18 protein-coding genes are annotated in these 16,132 nt (G+C 73.8%); 11 read left to right on the top strand and 7 right to left on the bottom strand.

Annotation, left to right across the window (positions count from 1 at the left end; genetic code table 11):
• The first annotated feature begins 194 nt into the window (after positions 1-194).
• Together ABZ914_RS14280 and ABZ914_RS14275 are read left to right on the top strand one after the other, a co-directional pair.
• On the top strand, positions 195-1,208 hold the full coding sequence (locus ABZ914_RS14280; protein WP_500193370.1) for a hypothetical protein: 1,014 nt from the start codon (positions 195-197) through the stop codon (positions 1,206-1,208).
• Between the two features lie 119 nt (positions 1,209-1,327).
• Positions 1,328-2,746, top strand: a complete 1,419-nt coding sequence (locus ABZ914_RS14275; protein ID WP_500193369.1) for a hypothetical protein — start codon at positions 1,328-1,330, stop codon at positions 2,744-2,746.
• A gap of 37 nt (positions 2,747-2,783) precedes the next feature.
• Here the strand turns inward: ABZ914_RS14275 and ABZ914_RS14270 are convergent, their stop codons facing one another.
• Positions 2,784-3,356 (bottom strand): TetR/AcrR family transcriptional regulator, encoded by a 573-nt coding sequence (locus ABZ914_RS14270; RefSeq protein ID WP_500193368.1) that lies wholly within the window; start codon positions 3,354-3,356, stop codon positions 2,784-2,786.
• A gap of 92 nt (positions 3,357-3,448) precedes the next feature.
• Here ABZ914_RS14270 and ABZ914_RS14265 point away from each other — a divergent pair, with 92 nt between their 5' ends.
• The 3 genes from ABZ914_RS14265 (at position 3,449) to ABZ914_RS14255 (ending at position 5,386) form a co-directional block, all read left to right on the top strand.
• Complete coding sequence (locus ABZ914_RS14265) at positions 3,449-4,372, top strand: NADP-dependent oxidoreductase (protein ID WP_500193367.1); 924 nt, start codon at positions 3,449-3,451, stop codon at positions 4,370-4,372.
• Between the two features lie 107 nt (positions 4,373-4,479).
• Complete coding sequence (locus tag ABZ914_RS14260) at positions 4,480-4,815, top strand: hypothetical protein (RefSeq protein WP_190865458.1); 336 nt, start codon at positions 4,480-4,482, stop codon at positions 4,813-4,815.
• Positions 4,805-5,386: a carboxymuconolactone decarboxylase family protein gene (locus ABZ914_RS14255; protein ID WP_500193366.1), complete on the top strand. Its 582-nt coding sequence runs from the start codon at positions 4,805-4,807 to the stop codon at positions 5,384-5,386. Before ABZ914_RS14260 ends, ABZ914_RS14255 begins: the two co-directional genes overlap by 11 nt.
• Positions 5,387-5,399: 13 nt before the next feature.
• Here ABZ914_RS14255 and ABZ914_RS14250 read toward each other — a convergent pair whose 3' ends face one another.
• The 3 genes from ABZ914_RS14250 to ABZ914_RS14240 all read right to left on the bottom strand — a co-directional run bounded on the left by ABZ914_RS14250 (position 5,400) and on the right by ABZ914_RS14240 (position 7,821).
• Positions 5,400-6,023 carry a LysE family translocator gene (locus ABZ914_RS14250; protein WP_500193365.1) on the bottom strand — a complete coding sequence of 208 codons (624 nt, stop codon included), beginning with the start codon at positions 6,021-6,023 and terminating at the stop codon, positions 5,400-5,402.
• A 119-nt stretch (positions 6,024-6,142) separates the two neighbouring features.
• A complete protein-coding gene (locus tag ABZ914_RS14245; protein ID WP_500193364.1) occupies positions 6,143-6,613 on the bottom strand; it encodes a carboxymuconolactone decarboxylase family protein in 471 nt (156 codons plus the stop codon).
• A 95-nt stretch (positions 6,614-6,708) separates the two neighbouring features.
• A complete protein-coding gene (locus ABZ914_RS14240) occupies positions 6,709-7,821 on the bottom strand; it encodes a S1 family peptidase (protein WP_500193363.1) in 1,113 nt (370 codons plus the stop codon).
• 257 nt (positions 7,822-8,078) lie between these two features.
• Between ABZ914_RS14240 and ABZ914_RS14235 the strand changes: the two genes are divergently transcribed.
• The gene (locus ABZ914_RS14235) at positions 8,079-8,414 is read left to right on the top strand and encodes a hypothetical protein (RefSeq protein ID WP_500193362.1); all 336 of its coding nucleotides are present in this window, start codon (positions 8,079-8,081) and stop codon (positions 8,412-8,414) included.
• A 94-nt stretch (positions 8,415-8,508) separates the two neighbouring features.
• On the opposite strand, the gene ABZ914_RS14230 is transcribed toward ABZ914_RS14235, so the two are convergent.
• Entirely contained in the window at positions 8,509-8,979 is a 471-nt protein-coding gene (locus ABZ914_RS14230) for a hypothetical protein (RefSeq protein ID WP_500193361.1), read from the bottom strand.
• Between the two features lie 19 nt (positions 8,980-8,998).
• Here ABZ914_RS14230 and ABZ914_RS14225 point away from each other — a divergent pair, with 19 nt between their 5' ends.
• The 3 genes from ABZ914_RS14225 (at position 8,999) to ABZ914_RS14215 (ending at position 11,681) form a co-directional block, all read left to right on the top strand.
• A complete protein-coding gene (locus ABZ914_RS14225) occupies positions 8,999-9,775 on the top strand; it encodes an AraC family transcriptional regulator (protein WP_500193360.1) in 777 nt (258 codons plus the stop codon).
• A gap of 172 nt (positions 9,776-9,947) precedes the next feature.
• Positions 9,948-10,430 carry a cation:proton antiporter regulatory subunit gene (locus ABZ914_RS14220; protein ID WP_173097922.1) on the top strand — a complete coding sequence of 161 codons (483 nt, stop codon included), beginning with the start codon at positions 9,948-9,950 and terminating at the stop codon, positions 10,428-10,430.
• A 6-nt stretch (positions 10,431-10,436) separates the two neighbouring features.
• On the top strand, positions 10,437-11,681 hold the full coding sequence (locus ABZ914_RS14215) for a cation:proton antiporter (protein ID WP_500193359.1): 1,245 nt from the start codon (positions 10,437-10,439) through the stop codon (positions 11,679-11,681).
• Between the two features lie 114 nt (positions 11,682-11,795).
• Here the strand turns inward: ABZ914_RS14215 and qcrB are convergent, their stop codons facing one another.
• A complete protein-coding gene (gene qcrB, locus ABZ914_RS14210; RefSeq protein ID WP_500193358.1) occupies positions 11,796-13,445 on the bottom strand; it encodes a cytochrome bc1 complex cytochrome b subunit in 1,650 nt (549 codons plus the stop codon).
• Between the two features lie 266 nt (positions 13,446-13,711).
• Between qcrB and ABZ914_RS14205 the strand changes: the two genes are divergently transcribed.
• Positions 13,712-14,989: a PucR-like N-terminal domain-containing protein gene (locus tag ABZ914_RS14205; RefSeq protein ID WP_190865439.1), complete on the top strand. Its 1,278-nt coding sequence runs from the start codon at positions 13,712-13,714 to the stop codon at positions 14,987-14,989.
• A gap of 44 nt (positions 14,990-15,033) precedes the next feature.
• On the opposite strand, the gene ABZ914_RS14200 is transcribed toward ABZ914_RS14205, so the two are convergent.
• Complete coding sequence (locus ABZ914_RS14200) at positions 15,034-15,261, bottom strand: hypothetical protein (RefSeq protein WP_190865437.1); 228 nt, start codon at positions 15,259-15,261, stop codon at positions 15,034-15,036.
• Between the two features lie 121 nt (positions 15,262-15,382).
• On the opposite strand from ABZ914_RS14200, the gene ABZ914_RS14195 reads away from it, so the two are divergent.
• Positions 15,383-16,132, top strand: a complete 750-nt coding sequence (locus ABZ914_RS14195) for a GntR family transcriptional regulator (RefSeq protein WP_190865435.1) — start codon at positions 15,383-15,385, stop codon at positions 16,130-16,132.

Here is a 16,132-nt window from a genome sequence, read left to right as displayed (position 1 = left end):
GTCCTGGGCGGCGCCCCGGCGTGGGGCCTGGGGGACCCCGCCGGGGCCTGGCGCCAGCCATGGGGCTTGGTTATGTAAAACCTCTACCCCCGGTCACCCCCCCGGGCCGGGGCCCGGGGCATGGGGGGGGGGCCACGTTCCGTTACCGGCCGGAATGTAGTGATCTATGGCGGTTCAGGGGCCATGATGGCGGAATGAACCTCAAGGGTGGGCGGCGGCGGGCCGCACGCGAGGAAGCCGAGCGTTTCGCCGCCCGGCTGACGGCGTTCGGCGAGCTGCTCGCCACCCACCCGTTCTCGGCCGACCGCCCGGACGCGACGCACGAGATGGCGGTCGAGTACGCCCGCGCCCTCGACGCCTACGAGGCCGCCAAACGGGCGGCGTCCCGCGATCCGGTCCTGGCCGGGCGGGAGCTCGCCGCGGGCCTGGCGGCGCTGAACCGCCTCAACGCCCGCCTCGTCGGCATCGCGGCGCCCGAGCCGCCGGCACCGGCACCCGAGCCGCCGGCACCGGCACCCGCCGCGACGAAGCCGAAGACCCGGCGCCCGGACCGGGATGCTCCGGAAGAGGACCTCGACGCGGCACCGGCCAGGCCATCCCACGGGGACCGGACGCCGGGCTCCCCGCGACCGCGCGCCGCAAGCGACCGGGCCCGGCCCCGCCTGCGCGACCGCTACACGTCGTGGCAGCTCGCGAAGCGGACGGGCATCACGGTCGCGGCCGTCTACCTCCTCGTCGTCACGGTCCTGGGTTCCTGGTGGCTGGCGTTCATCGGCCTGATGGCCCTGAACGTGGGCGGCGGGCTGGTCATGTTCGGAGGCTTGCTGGGATGGACGTCGGCGGCCCAGGTCGCGGGCGCCGTCAAAGGGGGGCTGGTCAGCGCCGAGTACACCCGCACCACCAAGAAGGTCGCGCCCCGGCGTGACGAGGCCCCCTACCAGCAGAGCTACGTGTACGTGGACGCCGCCGGCGAGGAGCTGACCTACCAGCGCGACGCGCGGAGCCCGTCCCTCGCGGCGCTGCCCACCCGCCGGCTCTGGCTCGTGAAGGGCGGGAGGCGGTGGGGCACGGAGACCCACTTGAGCGGCTTCTGGGTGCCGCTGCTGATGTCCCTCCTTCTGGTCTTCGCCGTCCCTCTGTTCCTGTTCGGCGCGGCCGTCGTCCTGTACGCCGTCCCCGGCCTGCTGATCGTGGCATTGACCGGGTGACCCTCGAAAACGGAAGGCCCGCCCGCGACAAAACGGATGATGTATGTCATTTTGGGGTGCGTCCCGGTACATGATCTTGGCCATTCCGGTGGCCAGGTGACCGCCCGAGGAGAGCTCCCATGAAAAGGCACCTGAGGGCGCTGGCCCGCGCCTTCGCGGCGACCGCCGCCGTCGCCGCCGGCCTGACCGCCGTCGCGGCCCCCGCCCACGCCGACGACCCGCCCGCCCCCAGCCTGGACAACTACTACATGCGGCCCGCCTGGAACCAGGACGAGCTGCAGGACCATGTCAAGCAGCTGGACGCGCAGCTCCCCAAGCTCGGCGTGCAGAACATCCTGGCCGAGGCCCCGCGCCAGGGGGCCACCGCCAACGGCAAGGCGTGCAACTCCGCCGCCATCGACGGCACCACCGGCCGCCAGCCCGACGTGACCTACAGCTTCTGCTGGGACCCGTCCGACTCCGCCGCGTCCGGTAACTACGAGTGGACGCCGCAGGGCGTCACCACGGTCGCCGACGCCCAGGACGACAAGTACTGGGGCTCCGCCCAGCCGGTCATCACCACCTGGTACCAGCAGCAGCACGGCACCACGGTCGGCGAGAAGTGCAAGTACAAGAAGGACGGCGCCTGGACCGAGCAGACCTGCGTCAAGGGCGTCCGAATCTCGATCATCGACCCGAACACCGGCAAGTACGCGCACGTGCTGCTCGTCTACCCGTTCGTCAACGCCTCCGGCAACGCCAGCTACATGAGCCTGCGGACCAAGCAGGACAGCGACCACGGCTCGCTGCACGCGGGCGGCCTCGCCTGGTACGGCAACTACCTCTACGTGGCCGACACGGCGCGCGGGCTGCGCGTGTTCGACATGCGCTACATCTTCGACCTGAAGTCGGCCGGCGATAAGGCCGACATCACCGACAAGACGAAGATCGGCCGGCAGGACGGGAAGTTCTACTCGCACGGCTACCGCTACGTGATGCCGGAGGTCGCCGCGTACACCAACACGGTGCCGCGCACGGCCACCGGCAAGTACGAGTGCCGCAACAGCAGCTCCCCGAACACCTCGTTCGTCTCCCTCGACCGCAGCGGCACCGACCACCTGGTCACCGGCGAGTTCTGCGACGCGAGCAAGAGCGACACCAACGGCCGGGTCGCCACCTGGCCGCTGAACGGCGACAGCGGGCGGCCCGACCTGAACGCCACGTGCGTCTCCAACCTGCCGGGGCACGCGGAGATCCCCTGCTGGCACGCCGACACCGCCTACGCCATGCCGGCGGACGGCATCCAGGGCGCGGCCCGCTACGACGGCAAGTGGTTCATGAACCAGAGCCGCGGCGACTCCTCGGCCGGCGTGCTGATGCAGGCCGCCCAGCCGGACGGCAAGACCGGCCTGCTGCGCTCCCTCGCACCGCCCCACTTCACCGCGATCGGCCCCGAGGACCTGTCGTACTGGCCCGGCTCCGACGCAGGCCGAAGCGGCCTGTGGACGCTCACCGAGCACTACGGCAAGCGCATGGTCTACGTGACCCCGAAACCCTGACCATCGTCCATTGACTTGTGGCCTGCCGCCCTCCTGATCACGCGTCGGGCGGGGCGGCTTCGGTGATGACGGTGCGGAGGTCCGCCGCGCCGGCTCGCAGGGCCTCGGCGAAGTCGGTCTCCTCGTCGGCCATCCACCGCTCGGTCGCCAGGCGGAGGACGGCGAGGCCGGCGTCGGTGGCGAGGCGCGCCGTCCGCCGGTCGCAGCCGCGGCGGACCAGGGCCGCGGTGAGGGCCTCGGACAGCGAGACCAGCTTGATCAGCTCGCGCTCGCGCAGCGGCGGGTTGGCCGCGACGACGCCCGCCCGCCTCGCCAGGAAGTCGCGGGGACGGAGCACCTCCGGCGCGGCGGCGAACGCGGCCAGCAGCGTCGGCAGCGCGCCGGTGCCCGCCGGAACGGCGTCCATCGCGGCGAGGAACCGCTCCTCGAGCTCGTCGCCGCCGAACAGCACCTCGCGCTTGTCGGTGAACCAGCGGTAGAACGACCGCTCGGTGAGGTTCGCGCGCCGCGCGATCTGCGCGACCGTCGTCCGGTCGTAGCCCTGCTCGTCGAACAGCTCCAGGGCCGCCCGTTCGAGGCGGCCCCGGGTGTCGCCCTCCCAGCGTGCCATGCCGGCGAGTATAGCGACAGCAGATGCTGTCATCACTCTGCTAGCGTGGAAGTGACGACAGCATCTGCTGTCACTGCTTCCGAGGAGGTTCCATGCGCACCCTTCGCTTCCACGAGCACGGCCCGGCGCTCGACGTCCTGAGGCTCGACGACGCCGAACCGCCCGTGCCCGGCCCCGGACAGGTCCGCGTCGCCGTCGAGGCGTGCGGGCTGACCCCGGCCGACTGGGCGCTGTGCGGCGGGCTCTTCCCCGGCGCCCTGCCGCGCGGTATCGGGCTCGAGGTCTCCGGCACGGTCGACGCGGTCGGCGACGGCGTGGCCGGCACCGGGATCGGCGACCCGGTGTTCGGCCCGGCGCCCTTCACCGGACCGACCGCCGGCGCGTCCGAGCAGGCGCTCCTCGACACGTGGTTCCCGCGGCCGGCGGGGCTCGACCCGGCCGGCGCCGCCGCACTGCCGATGGCGGTCGAGACGGCCTACCGGGGCCTGGACGCCCTCGGCGTCCGCGACGGCATGACCGTCCTCGTGCACGGCGCCGGATCCACCGTCGGGTACGCGGCGGCGCAGATGGCGCTCCAGCGCGGGGCGCGGGTCGTCGCCACCGCCGGTGAGACCTACGCCGGCGCGCTGCGGTCCGCGGGCGCCGAGGTCACCGGATACGGCGACGGCATGGCCGAGCGCGTGGCGGCGCTCGCCGGCGGGCCGGTCGACCTCGCCTTCGACGCGGCGCCGGTCGGCGGCGCGCTGCCCGCGCTCGTGCGCACCGTCCGGGCGCCGGAGCATGTGCTGACGGTCAGCGACTTCGACGCGGCCAAGGAACTCGGTGCGCGGTTCAGCGGACCCGGCGGCGAGGGCGTCGTGAGCAACCATGTGCTCGGCGAGTACGCGGCGCTCGCGGCCGAAGGCCGCTTCTCGGTTCCGGTGGCCGGCGCGTTCCCGCTGGAGGACTGGCGTACGGCCGCCGAGCTGAGCCTGTCGGGGCGGGCGCGCGGCAAGCTCGTCCTGGAGATCGGCTAGCCCGGGCGGGTGTCGGGTAGGTGTGGGTGGGCGGTCGTGTCACATGCGGGGGGCGCCGATCGTCTATGAGGTGTAGGCAGATGGCCCGAGCCGCACAGGGGGGCGCCATGCCGGCCGAGGACAGGAAGCGAGCGGTGCACGACGCGCTGGTCGACCGCGTGCTGCACGGGGACGGCAGGGCGTCCGCGGAGCTGCGGGCGCGCGCGTTCCGCAACGAGGGGCTCGCGCCGCCGCTGGACGCGCTGATCGGCAAGGTCGCCGACAGCCCGGCTCAGGTCACCGAGGCGGACCTGGCCGCGGCGAAGGCGTCCGGCTGCACCGAGGACGAGCTGTTCGAACTGGTGGTGTGCGCCGCCGTCGGCCGGTCCTCCCGGATGTACGAGGCCGGGCTCGCGGCCCTGGCCGAAGCGACCGCCGAGGAAAGGCCGGATCATGCGCCTTGACGTCCTGAACCGCGGCTACCGCCCCGGTGCCAAGCTGCTGTTCGCCGCCGTCCGGCTGTTCTCCGGCCGTCCGCTGCCGGACGCCGCGAAGGTGACGTTCTACCGGCCCGACTTCTACGGCGCGCTCGCCAAGGAGTTCACCCACGAGGCGATGCGCGGGCCGTCCGCCTGGTCGGTCGGCGACAGGGAGCTGATGGCGGCGTACGTGTCGAAGGTCAACGGGTCCGCGTTCTGCGTCGGCGCGCACACCGCGACCGCGACGCAGGCGTACGGGGACGGGGCGCGGGTCGCGGCGGTGCTGGCCGACCTGGAGGCGCCTCCCGTCGAGGAGCCGCTGCGGGCGACGCTGCGGATGCTCGGCACGCTGACGCGGGACGGGGAGCTCGGCGCCGGTGACGTGCGGGAGGTGCTGGACGCCGGGGCGTCGCCCGAGCAGGTCCGGGACGCCCTGGCGGTGTGCGCCGCCTTCAACACCACCGACCGGCTCGCCGACGCGTTCGGGTTCGGGCTGCTCAGCCCCGAGGGCTACGCGGCGGGCGCGAAGTTCCTGCTCAAGCGCGGCTACCGATAGGGCGGCCGGCGCGTCAGGAGTCGGCGGCCAGGCGGATGCCCAGGCCGAGGAGGACGAGCCCGGAGACCTGCTCCATCCGGCGGCGGACCGACGTGCGCTGCAGCAGCGCGCGGGCCCGTCCGGCCAGCCAGACCATCGGCAGGTACCAGATCATGTCGACCACGGCCCAGATCACCGAGAACAGGACGAGCGTCGCCAGGACGGGCGCGCCGTGCGGGACGAACTGCGGCAGGAACGACACCGCGAACACGCCCGCCTTCGGGTTCGCGAAGTTGGTGATCAGGCCCTGCCGGAACGCGCGCCCATGCGAGACGGCTGCGGCCGGGGCCGGTTCCTCGTCCGCGTCGGCCTTGTGCCGTGCCTTCCACAGCGCGCGCGCCCCCATGTAGACGAGGACCACCGCGCCCGTGATGCGCATCGCGTCGTAGGCCAGGCGCGAGGCCAGCAGCAGGGCCGACAGGCCGAACGCGGCGGCGAGGCCCCACAGCAGCACCCCGCATTCGTTGCCCAGGACCGTCGCCATGCCGTTGACGCGGCCGTGCATCACCGAGCGCCGCAGGATGACGGCGGTGCTGGGGCCGGGGACCATCGCGATCAGGAACGCCGCGCCGACGAATGCCACGATCGAGGACATCATTCGCCAAGTATCCAGAGCCGCCCGTATCCCGACAACGCCTTTCCTGGTGCCACCAGGAAAGGTGGTCGACGAGGGCGTCGGCGTACCCGGGGGTGAGCTGGCCCGCGCCGTGCCCGGGCCTAGCCGAACTGGCCGGGCTGGTAGTCGCCGGCGGGCTGCTGCGTGATGACGTTGAGCCGGTTGTAGGTGTTGATCACGGCGATGAGCCCCACCAGCGCGGCGAGCTGCTCCTCGTCGAAGTGCTCAGCGGCCTTCGCCCAGGTCTCGTCGCTGACCCCGGACCCGTCGGCGAGGCGCGTGCCCTCCTCGGTCAGCTCCAGCGCCGCGCGCTCGGCGTCGGTGTAGACCGTGGCCTCCCGCCACGCGCCCACCAGGTTGATCCGCTGCTGGGTCTCCCCGGCGGCCGCGGCGTCCTTGGTGTGCATGTCGAGGCAGAAGCCGCAGCCGTTGATCTGGCTCGCGCGGATCCTCACCAGCTCCTGCGTCGTTTCCGGGAGGCTCGTGTCGGCGACGGCCTTGCCCGCGGAATTCAGGTACTTCGCGACCTTCATGGCCACGTCGCTCTCGTAGAAGTTGATCCGGGCACTCATGGTGATCTCCTCATGGCGGTGTCGATGCTGATACCTCCATGACGGAGCGGGCCCGCGTAATGTGACGCGGCGCCCGCGCGCCCCCGGCGCCCGCTTCAGGGCAGCTGCGCGCCGAACGTCTGGAGCGCCTCGGTGACCGGCTGGAAGAACGTGACGCCGCCCGTCCGGCAGTCGCCCGACCCGCCCGACGTCAGCCCGAGCGCGGTGTTCCCGCTGAACAGCGGCCCGCCGCTGTCGCCCGGCTCGGCGCAGACGGTCGTCTGGATCATGCCGGTGACCGTCCCCTCGGGGAAGTTCACCGTCGCGCCGACCGCCGTGACCCGCCCGGTGTGGACGCCCGTCGTGCTGCCGCTGCGCGCGACCTGCTGGCCGACCACCGCGTCCGCGGCCTTCGCGATCGGCTGCGCGGTGCCGTCGTGCAGGTCGACCGCGCTCTGCCCGCCGTCCGTCGCCTGGACGAGCGCGAAGTCGTTGCCCGGGAAGTCGCTCTGCACCGTTGTGCCGAGAGCCTGCGCGCCCTCCTGGTCGGCGGTCCAGTCCTTCACGATGTTGCCGCAGTGCCCGGCGGTGAGGAAGAACGGCTGCCCGCCCCGCTGCACGTTGAAGCCCAGGGAGCAGCGCGCGCCGCCCCCGAAGATCGCGTCGCCGCCGAGCGCGAGGGTGCGCAGCCGCCCGGGGACGCGCACCATCCGCACCGCCGGCCCCATGCTCGCCGCCTCGCGGCGGACCCCGGCCATCCGCGCGCCCTTCACCGAGTCGTCGACCCACATCACGACCTGCGACGTCGCCGGATCGACGGCCCATCCGGTGCCGGGCGTCCCCGCCATCGACCGGCGGAGCGCGGCCGTCGTCCTGGCCAGGGTCCGGGGGCTCGTCCGCAGCATCTTCGGCACGGCGCCCGCCGACCGCACCATCGCCGCGTCCGCCGCGGTGGCGACCGTGACGACGGGCCGTCCCGCCGCGTCCAGGTACCCGCCGGCCGTGCGGCCGCCGAGCCGCCCGGCGACCCGCGCCGCGAGCGCCGCCGCCCGCGCCTGCGTTCCCCCGGCCTGCGTTCCCCCGGCCCGCGCGCCCCCGGCCTGTGCGTTCCGGGCCTGGGCGTCGCCGGCGAGTTTCGCCGCCTGCGGCCCATCCCCGGTGCGGACGGCGTACAGCGACCCGGCGACGAGCCCGGCCGCGCCGGCGACCGCCACGCTCGTTCCGACCACGGTACGCAGACGACGTTCCCTCGCGGCGTTCCGGCGCCTCATGAGCCCTCCAGCTCCCGAGATGACGATCTACGGGAGGTGTTACGGCGCCGCGTCCGGCGGCGTTCAACGCCCGTCCGCCGATCCCGCCTGAGCATCGAATGAGCTGGTCAGAGGCTTAAGGATCTACTTGCGGCCAGTAGTCGCGCGGTTGCGCAGTGGGTAGAGGAGGTGAGGAAGCACGGGCCCCGGAAGGGCCCCGAACCCCTGGAGGAGAAATGAAGATCCCGAGTCCGCTGCGCTCGGCGGTGCTGACCGCCGCCGGCCTGACCATGGCGGCCGGCCTGGCCGCGTTCGCTCCCGCCTCCGCTTCGGCGAGCGCGGCGGAGACGGCCACGGCCGCGCGGGCGTATCCGCGTCACTGCCCGTGGGGCACCCACTGGGACCCCTACTGGCACAGATGCGTCCGGGACCGCGGCCACGGCGGCTGGGGCGACCACGGCGACCACGGGGACCACGGCCACCACGGCGGCTGGGGCGACCATGGCGACCACGGCCACCACGGCGGCTGGGGTGACCACGGCGACCACGGCGACCACGGGCACCACTGGTAGAGCGGGCTGAGGCGTCCGGCCGTCCCACCGAGGTCCGGGGCGGCCGGACGTCTTCTCCGAGCGGATTCCGCCCTTCCGCATATGCGAGCCTCGGTCAGGACAGGTCGCGGGCCAGGCGGGTCGCGCCGATCGCCATGTACGCGCCGGTCAGCGCCGTGTACCCCAGCGCGGCGGGGCGCGGGAGGTCGCCGCGGGCGAGCCGGGCGGCGCCGTGGGCGGTGTCGAGGGTGTCGACCAGCAGCGCCAGCCGCTGCCAGCGGGACCGCTCGGGGCCGGCGGACGCGGTCATGTATCCGAGGCCGAGCGCGATCGCCCGCGCCCCGAAGATGCGGGTCATGTAGCCGAGCTCCGGTGACGGGCGCACCCCGGACGCCCTGGCCATCGCGTGCGGCGCGACGATGGCGGCGGCGCCGAGCACGATCCGGCCGGCGGCGAGGCCGCGCAGCGCGGACGCGAGCGCGCCGCGGTCCGGCTCGTCGGCGGGCGTGGCGGCGGGCATGGCGGCGGGCGTGCCGGTGGACTGGTCGAAGGGCCTGGTGCCGGTGCTGTGTTCGCGAGTGTTCACGGCGCTTATGCTTCACCGCATGGCCGCACCGGCGCTTCCACGAACGTGCGCTCCCGTGCGGCTGTGGGTCCGGCTCGGGCACGTCGTCTACCTCGGGCCCTCGCTCGGGCTCGGCCCGCACTCCACGGCGGTGGCCTGCCTCGGCGTCGGCCTCGACGCGCCCTTCACCGTCCGCGCCGACGGCCTGCCCGTCCGCACCGTCCGCAGCTTCCTGTTCCGCGCCAGGGTCCGGCACGAGGTCGTCGGCGGGACGGGCCGGATGCTGTTCTGCTTCTTCGACCCGACGTCCGCGCGGATGGCCCGGTGCCTCGGCGGCATGCGGCGCACCGCCGGCGGGTTCGGCAGCGACCACCACCGCGAGGCCGAGCTCATCGACCTCGCCGCCCGCGACGAGGTGGACGTCGAGCGGCTGCTCGCGGCGGCCAGCATCCCCGTCGCGAGGCCCCGCGACCCGCGCATCGCCCGCGCCGCCGCGCGGATCCGCGACGATCCGGCGCGGCCGCAGCGCGCGGAGGCCGCCGCGCGCGAGGCGGGGCTGTCCCGCTCCCATTTCCTGCGGACGTTCTCCGACCAGGCCGGCACCAGCTTCCGCCGCTACGTGCAGTGGGCGCGGATCCTGCGGGTCGCCGAGGCGTTCGCCGACGGCCACGACTTCACCCGCGCCGCCGCCGACGCGGGGTTCGCGTCGCCGTCGCATCTCAGCGGGACGTTCCGCGGCATGTTCGGGCTCACCCCGACGGCCCTCGCGGCGCTCGGCCCCGACCTGGTCCTCGACGAGCCCGCCCGCCCGCGCTGACCTGGGGCGCGGCGGGGGATGATGGCCGGGACGGGAGGTGACCCCGGCGTCCGTTATCTGCGATGATGGCCGGTCTTGCCGGTTACCGTCCCGTGACCTGCCGCGGCGACGGGCCGGGCGGTGGCCGCCGGAGAGGGCCACCTGAGGGCCACCAGAGAGGGAAGGACGCACCGTGGACGTCGAACGGACCGCCCTGCCGGGGATCGGCCTGCAACACGTCATGACGACCGAGCGGGGCCGGCAGCTCGGCATCATCTCGCACCGGTCGGGCCGCCGCGACCTCGTCGTCTACGACCGCGAGGACCCCGACAGCTGCGTCGCGACGGTCGCGCTGACCGCCGAGGAGGCCAACGCCATCGCCGAGCTGCTCGGCACCGGCCGGATCGTCGAGCACCTCGCCGAGCTGCACCGGCAGGTCGAGGGGCTGGTCACCGAGCAGCTGCCGATCGCGCCGGGCTCGCCCTACGTCGGCCGGCCGCTCGGCGACACCCAGGCCCGCACCCGGACCAGCGCGTCCATCGTCGCGGTGGTCCGCGAGGGGCAGGTGTTCGCCAGCCCCCGGCCCGACTTCGTGTTCGCCGCCGGCGACGTGGTGGTGGTCGTCGGGACGGGCGAGGGCACGGCGGCCGTCGCCGCGATCCTCGCCGACGGCTGACCCCGCATGGAGTCGGCCGTCCAGCTCATCGAACTCGGCGCGATCATCCTGGCCCTCGGCATGCTCGGCGCCGTGTCCGTCCGCTTCTCGATCTCCCCGATCCCGCTCTACCTCATCGCCGGCCTCGCGTTCGGGTCCGGCGGCGTCTACCCGCTCACGACCAGCGAGGACTTCGTGTCCATCGGCGCCGAGGTCGGCGTCATCCTGCTGCTGTTCACGCTCGGCCTGGAGTACACCGCCGACGAGCTGGTCGGCACGCTGCGCACGTCCGCGCCCGTCGGCCTCGCCGACATGGCGCTGAACGCGGCGCCCGGCGTCGCGGCGGCGCTGCTGCTCGGCTGGGGGCCGGTCGCCGCGGTCGCGATGGGCGGCATCACCTACGTCACCTCGTCCGGCATCACCGCGAAGGTGATCGGCGACCTCGGCTGGCTCGGCAACCGGGAGACGCCCGCGCTGCTGTCGGTGCTGGTGTTCGAGGACCTCGCGATGGCGGCGTACCTGCCGATCCTCACCGCGCTGCTCGCGGGGGCTGGGCTGGTCGGCGGCGCCGTGGCGCTGGCGGTCGCCGCCGCCACGATCGCGGTGATCCTGTTCGTCGCGCTGCGGCACGGCGCCTGGGTGGAGCGGTTCGTCTCCTCGCCGAGCGAGGAGGTGCTGCTGCTGAAGGTGCTCGGCCTGACCCTGCTGGTCGCCGGGATCGCGCAGCAGCTGCAGGTGTCGGCGGCCGTTGGAGCGTTCCTAGTCGGGATCGCGCTGTCGGGGTCGCTCGCGCACACCGCCCACAAGCTGCTGACGCCGCTGCGCGACCTGTTCGCCGCCGTGTTCTTCGTCTTCTTCGGCCTGCACACCGACCCGCACGACCTGCCCCCGGTGCTCGGCATCGCCGCGCTGCTGGCGCTGGTGAGCATCGGCACCAAGCTCGCCACCGGGTGGTTCGCGGCGCGCCGCGCCGGCGTCGCGGTCACCGGCCGGCTGCGTGCCGGCGTCGCGCTGATCCCGCACGGCGAGTTCAACATCGTCATCGCGGGGCTCGCGGTCAGCGCCGGCACCAACGCCCGCCTCGGCCCGCTCGCCGCCGCGTACGTCCTCATCCTCGCGGTGGCCGGACCCGTGCTCGCGCGCGGCGTCGAACCGCTGACCAGGGCCGTCCGCGCGCGCCGCAACGCGCGCCGCGAGGAGACCCCGCAGACCGACGAGGACGTCCCCGTCGCCCCCGCCCCGCGCCACGACCGCCCGACCACCCACGGCTGAGCCCGCCCCGCCCGTCACGACGGCGCGGGTCGCGGTGCACCGCGGAGGGGAGCCGCGCGGGCGGTCGGGGCCGGGGCACCGGCCGCCGCGCGCGGGCACACCCACCGCGGGGACTCAGGGGCCGATCGCGGGCCGCTCCTCTTCCTCGGTGCGATCGGGGTCGGCGCGATCGGGGGCGGTGCGGTCGGGGGCGGCGAGGTCGTGGACGAAGCGGCGGTTCAGCGCGATGCGGACGCGGCCGAGGCCGGAGCGCCGCTCCGGCGGCTCGACGCCCTTGGTGTCCGGACGGTCCAGCGACACGGCCGCGGGCGGGCGGTCGTCGGTGATCCGCGCGGTCTCCTCGGCCGGGAGGTGCCGTTCCACCTCGATGTACTCGCCGCCCGGCAGCCGCCGGATCACGCCGGTCTCCAGCCCGTGCCGGACGAGCCCGAGGTCGCGGCGCTGCAGGCCGAGGCAGACGCGGTACGCGACGGCGTAGGCGAGGACGGGACCGAGGATGATCGCGCAGCGGAAGAACCAGGTCGTCCAGAACAGCGGGACGTCGAACCGGTCGGCGATGACGTCGTTGCCGCCGGCCGCCCACAGCACCCCGTAGAAGACGACGCCGCCCATGCCGATGCCGGTGCGGGCCGGGACGTCGCGGGGCCGGTCGAGCAGGTGGTGGACGCGGCTGTCGCCCGTCACCCAGCGTTCGACGAACGGGTAGGCGGCGAGGCCGGTGAACAGCAGGCCGGGCACGCCGAGCGCCGGGACGAGCACGCTCATCGGGATCGTGTGGCCCCACGCGTCGATCTCCCAGGCGGGCATCATCCGCAGCGCCCCCTCGAGCCAGCCCATGTACCAGTCGGGCTGCGAACCGGAGCTGATCGCGGCGGGGTCGTAGGGGCCGAACAGCCAGATCGGGTTGATCTGGAAGAACGCGGCGAGCAGCGCGGTGACGCCGAACACCCACAGGAAGAACGCGGTGGTCTTGGCGATGAAGACGGGGAAGAACGGGTAGCCGCGGACGGTCGTGTTGGTGCTGCCCTTGCCGGGGAACTGCGTGTGCGTCTGCCTCCACGTCAGCACGACGGCGTGCAGCGGGATCAGCGCGAGGAGGATGCCCGGGATCAGCAGGATGTGCACGACGTACAGCCGCGGGATGATGTCGGCGCCGGGGAACTCGCCGCCGAACACGAACATCACCAGGTAGGAGCCGGCGAGCGGGACGGACGCGAGCACGCCCTCCAGGATCCGGATGCCGGTGCCGGACAGCAGGTCGTCCGGCAGCGAGTAGCCGAACAGGCCGTTCACCATCACCAGCATGAACAGCACGATCCCGATCAGCCAGTTCAGCTCGCGGGGCTTGCGGAACGCGCCGGTGAAGAAGTTGCGCAGCAGGTGGACGGTGATGGCCGCCATGAAGACGTCGGTGGCCCAGTGGTGGATCTGCCGCATGAGCAGCCCGCCGCGCACGTCGAAGCTGATGTGCAGCGCGGAGGCGTAGGCCTCGCTCATGCGGACGCCCTTCAGCGGTCCGTACGACCCGTCATAGACCGTCTCGTTCATGCTCGGGACGAAGAACAGGGTGAGGAACACCCCGGTCAGCACGATGATGACGAACGAGTACATGGCGATCTCGCCGAGCAGGAAGCTCCAGTGGTCGGGGAACGCCTTGCGGAGCGCCTTGCGCGCGAAGGCGGCCCCGCCGAACCGGTCGTCGACGGCGCGGCCGCCGGCGGCGAGGGCCTTCGCGGGGACGCGGCCGGCCGGGTTCGCGGACACCGGGCACCACCTCACGCATGCTGGTCCGTGACGTGCGCATGCTCGCCTGTGCCCTTCACTGTCGCACCGGACGGGCGGTCAGGCCAGGGGCGGTCCCGACTGTGCACAACCATCGAACCGACCGGCCGAACCTGGTCGTATCTCGACCTAGACTTTGCGCCCGGGCACGGCACGGGTCATGATTTGCCCCACACGAGTCCCATAAGTAAGTAATTACCCCGTGTGTACGGCGCGCAACGCAGGGGGACGAGCGGCGGGGAGGTTCCGTGTCGGACGATGGTTCGACCACGTTCGGGCGCCCGTGGGCGGATCTGCCCAGGGAACTGGCGGATCACATGAGGCCGCACCTCGACGAGGTGGCCGACGACATGATCCAGGAGATCCAGACCAAGGTCCGCGAGTACGACCGTCCCGGCGACGGCTCCTACTCGGGGACGCTGCGCCAGGCCGTCGAGCGCGTGCTGCACTACTTCGTCGACCGGGTGGCCGATCCCGGCCACGAGCCCGCCTCGGTCACCGACTTCTTCCGCGCCATCGGCCGCGGCGAGGCGGGCGAGGGCCGCAGCCTCGACGCGATGCAGTCCGCGATGCGCGTCGGCGGCATGGTCGCCTGGCGGCGGATCACCGAGGGCGCCGAGGCGCAGCAGGTCTCGCCGCGCACCCTCGGCGCCGTCGGGGAGGCCCTGATGCAGTTCCAGGACGAGCTGGCGAAGGCCGCCGCCGAAGGGTTCTCGCAGGCCAAGGCCGCCGTCGCGGGCGAGATGCAGCGCCGCCGCAAGCGCCTGCTCGACCTGCTGTTCGCCGACCCGCCCGCCGCGCAGGAGGCCATCGCCGACCTCGCCGCCGCCGCGCACTGGCCGCTGCCGCGCACCGTCGCCGCCGTCGCGCTCGGCCGTCCCGGGCAGGACGCCCGGCAGCCCGCGTTCCCGCCGGACGTGCTCGCCGACCTGACCCGCCGCACCCCCGCGCTGATCATCCCCGACCCGGACGGCCCCGGCCGCGCCAAGCTCGTCGACCGCGCCCTGTCCGGCACCCTCGCCGTCGTCGGCCCGACCGTCCCGCTGATGGAGGCGGCCCGCTCGATCCAGTGGGCGCGCAAGACGCTGTGCCTCGTCCAGCGCGGCGTCATCGAGGCCCACGACGGCGTCATCCGCAGCGTCGAGCACATGTCCACGCTGATCCTGTTCCAGGACGAGGGCCTCATCACCTCCCTCGCCGACCTGCGCCTCGCGCCGCTGTCGCACCTGCGCGCCAGCCAGCAGGACCGGCTCGCCGAGACGCTGCTCGCGTGGCTGCAGTCGGGCCGCAACGCCAACGAGGTCGCGATGCGCCTGCACGTCCACCCGCAGACCGTCCGGTACCGGCTGCGGCAGCTGGAGGAGCTGTTCGGCGACCAGCTCCTGGACCCGGACCTGCGCTTCGACCTGGAGATCGTGCTGCGCGCCCGCGCGCTGCTCGCCGACAACGCGGGCGAGCGCATCATCCCGCAGGCGCGGGAGGCGGTCGGCGACAGCGCCGAGGTCGTCACCTTCCGCCGGAGCTGACACGGGCCGCGTCCGGCGCGCCGCGGCCGGCAGGGCCGCGGCGGTCAGCCGGGGACCGCTCCGCCGCGGAGGCGCTCGGCGGTGGCGACCCGCTCCGCGAGGCGGGTCTGGGCGTCGCACAGCAGCCACAGCTCGCCCTCGTCGAGCGCGGAGATCTCCTCCAGGCAGCCGTTGAGCAGCTGGTAGTCCGACAATGGGGTGACCCGGGTGGCCCGCAGCCCCCGCTCCGAACGTTCGCCGTGCCAGCCGGGCATGCACGTGATCAGCGACATCGACGCGGACTCCTTGGTCGGCCTATGGTAGGCCTACCCTAGGCCGACCGCACCGGCCCCGCGCCGGGTTCGGCAGAATGCCACGGGAGGCTTCCCGGCAGGCAGCAGAGAAGGATCCGGTATGCCGCGTCCCCCCACCAAGGCCCAGGCGATCACCAGCGCGCTGGCCGCCCGCATCGTCGAGGGCGAGCTGGAACCCGGCGCCTGGCTGCCCTCCGAGCGCGACCTCGCCCGCGCGTTCGGCGCCGACCGCTCCACCGTCCGGCGCGCCCTGCGGATGCTCGCCGAGCAGGGCCTGGTCGAGGCCCGGCAGGGCGCCGGCGTGCAGGTCCGGACGGCCCGCCCGGTGCGGCGCGCCGCGTCCGACATCACCCGGCAGGTCGGCGCGTGGCGCGGCTTCCACGTGTCCGCGCAGCGGGACGGCCACCGCCCGTTCACCCGCACCACCGTCGCGGAGGTCGAGGCGGACGAGCGGCTCGCGCGGCACCTGGACGTCCCGCCGGGCACCCGGGTGCTGGAACGCGCGCGCGTCCAGGGCGTCGAAGGCGAACCGCCCGTGCAGACCGCCACCACCTGGGTGATCCTCGACATCGTCGACGAGATCCCGAGGCTGCGCGAGGTCGACACCGGGCCGGGCGGGATCTACTCGCGGCTCGAGGAGGCCGGGCACCGCATCGCCTTCGAGGAGACCGTCACCTGCCGGCTGCCCCGCGCGGAGGAGCAGGAGACGCTGCGGATCGGCCCCGAGCAGCCCGTCCTCACCCTGTGGCGGCGCGGCACCGACGAGGACGGCCGCGTCGTCGAGGTCACCCACCGCGTCGTGGTGGGCGACCGCCACGAACTCGTGTACCGCTACGGCCCGGGAGCCTGA

This window comes from Spirillospora sp. NPDC046719, assembly GCF_040645715.1.
In the GTDB taxonomy this organism is placed as follows: domain Bacteria; phylum Actinomycetota; class Actinomycetes; order Streptosporangiales; family Streptosporangiaceae; genus Spirillospora.
This window is presented reverse-complemented; position numbering and strand designations above follow the sequence as displayed.

Coding starts and splice junctions, on each gene's coding strand:
- ABZ914_RS14280 (WP_500193370.1), top strand. CDS start 195: ATGAACCTCAAGGGTGGGCGGCGGCGGGCCGCACGCGAGGAAGCCGAG.
- ABZ914_RS14275 (WP_500193369.1), top strand. CDS start 1,328: ATGAAAAGGCACCTGAGGGCGCTGGCCCGCGCCTTCGCGGCGACCGCC.
- ABZ914_RS14270 (WP_500193368.1), bottom strand. CDS start 3,356: ATGGCACGCTGGGAGGGCGACACCCGGGGCCGCCTCGAACGGGCGGCC.
- ABZ914_RS14265 (WP_500193367.1), top strand. CDS start 3,449: ATGCGCACCCTTCGCTTCCACGAGCACGGCCCGGCGCTCGACGTCCTG.
- ABZ914_RS14260 (WP_190865458.1), top strand. CDS start 4,480: ATGCCGGCCGAGGACAGGAAGCGAGCGGTGCACGACGCGCTGGTCGAC.
- ABZ914_RS14255 (WP_500193366.1), top strand. CDS start 4,805: ATGCGCCTTGACGTCCTGAACCGCGGCTACCGCCCCGGTGCCAAGCTG.
- ABZ914_RS14250 (WP_500193365.1), bottom strand. CDS start 6,023: ATGATGTCCTCGATCGTGGCATTCGTCGGCGCGGCGTTCCTGATCGCG.
- ABZ914_RS14245 (WP_500193364.1), bottom strand. CDS start 6,613: ATGAGTGCCCGGATCAACTTCTACGAGAGCGACGTGGCCATGAAGGTC.
- ABZ914_RS14235 (WP_500193362.1), top strand. CDS start 8,079: ATGAAGATCCCGAGTCCGCTGCGCTCGGCGGTGCTGACCGCCGCCGGC.
- ABZ914_RS14225 (WP_500193360.1), top strand. CDS start 8,999: ATGGCCGCACCGGCGCTTCCACGAACGTGCGCTCCCGTGCGGCTGTGG.
- ABZ914_RS14215 (WP_500193359.1), top strand. CDS start 10,437: ATGGAGTCGGCCGTCCAGCTCATCGAACTCGGCGCGATCATCCTGGCC.
- ABZ914_RS14200 (WP_190865437.1), bottom strand. CDS start 15,261: ATGTCGCTGATCACGTGCATGCCCGGCTGGCACGGCGAACGTTCGGAG.
- ABZ914_RS14195 (WP_190865435.1), top strand. CDS start 15,383: ATGCCGCGTCCCCCCACCAAGGCCCAGGCGATCACCAGCGCGCTGGCC.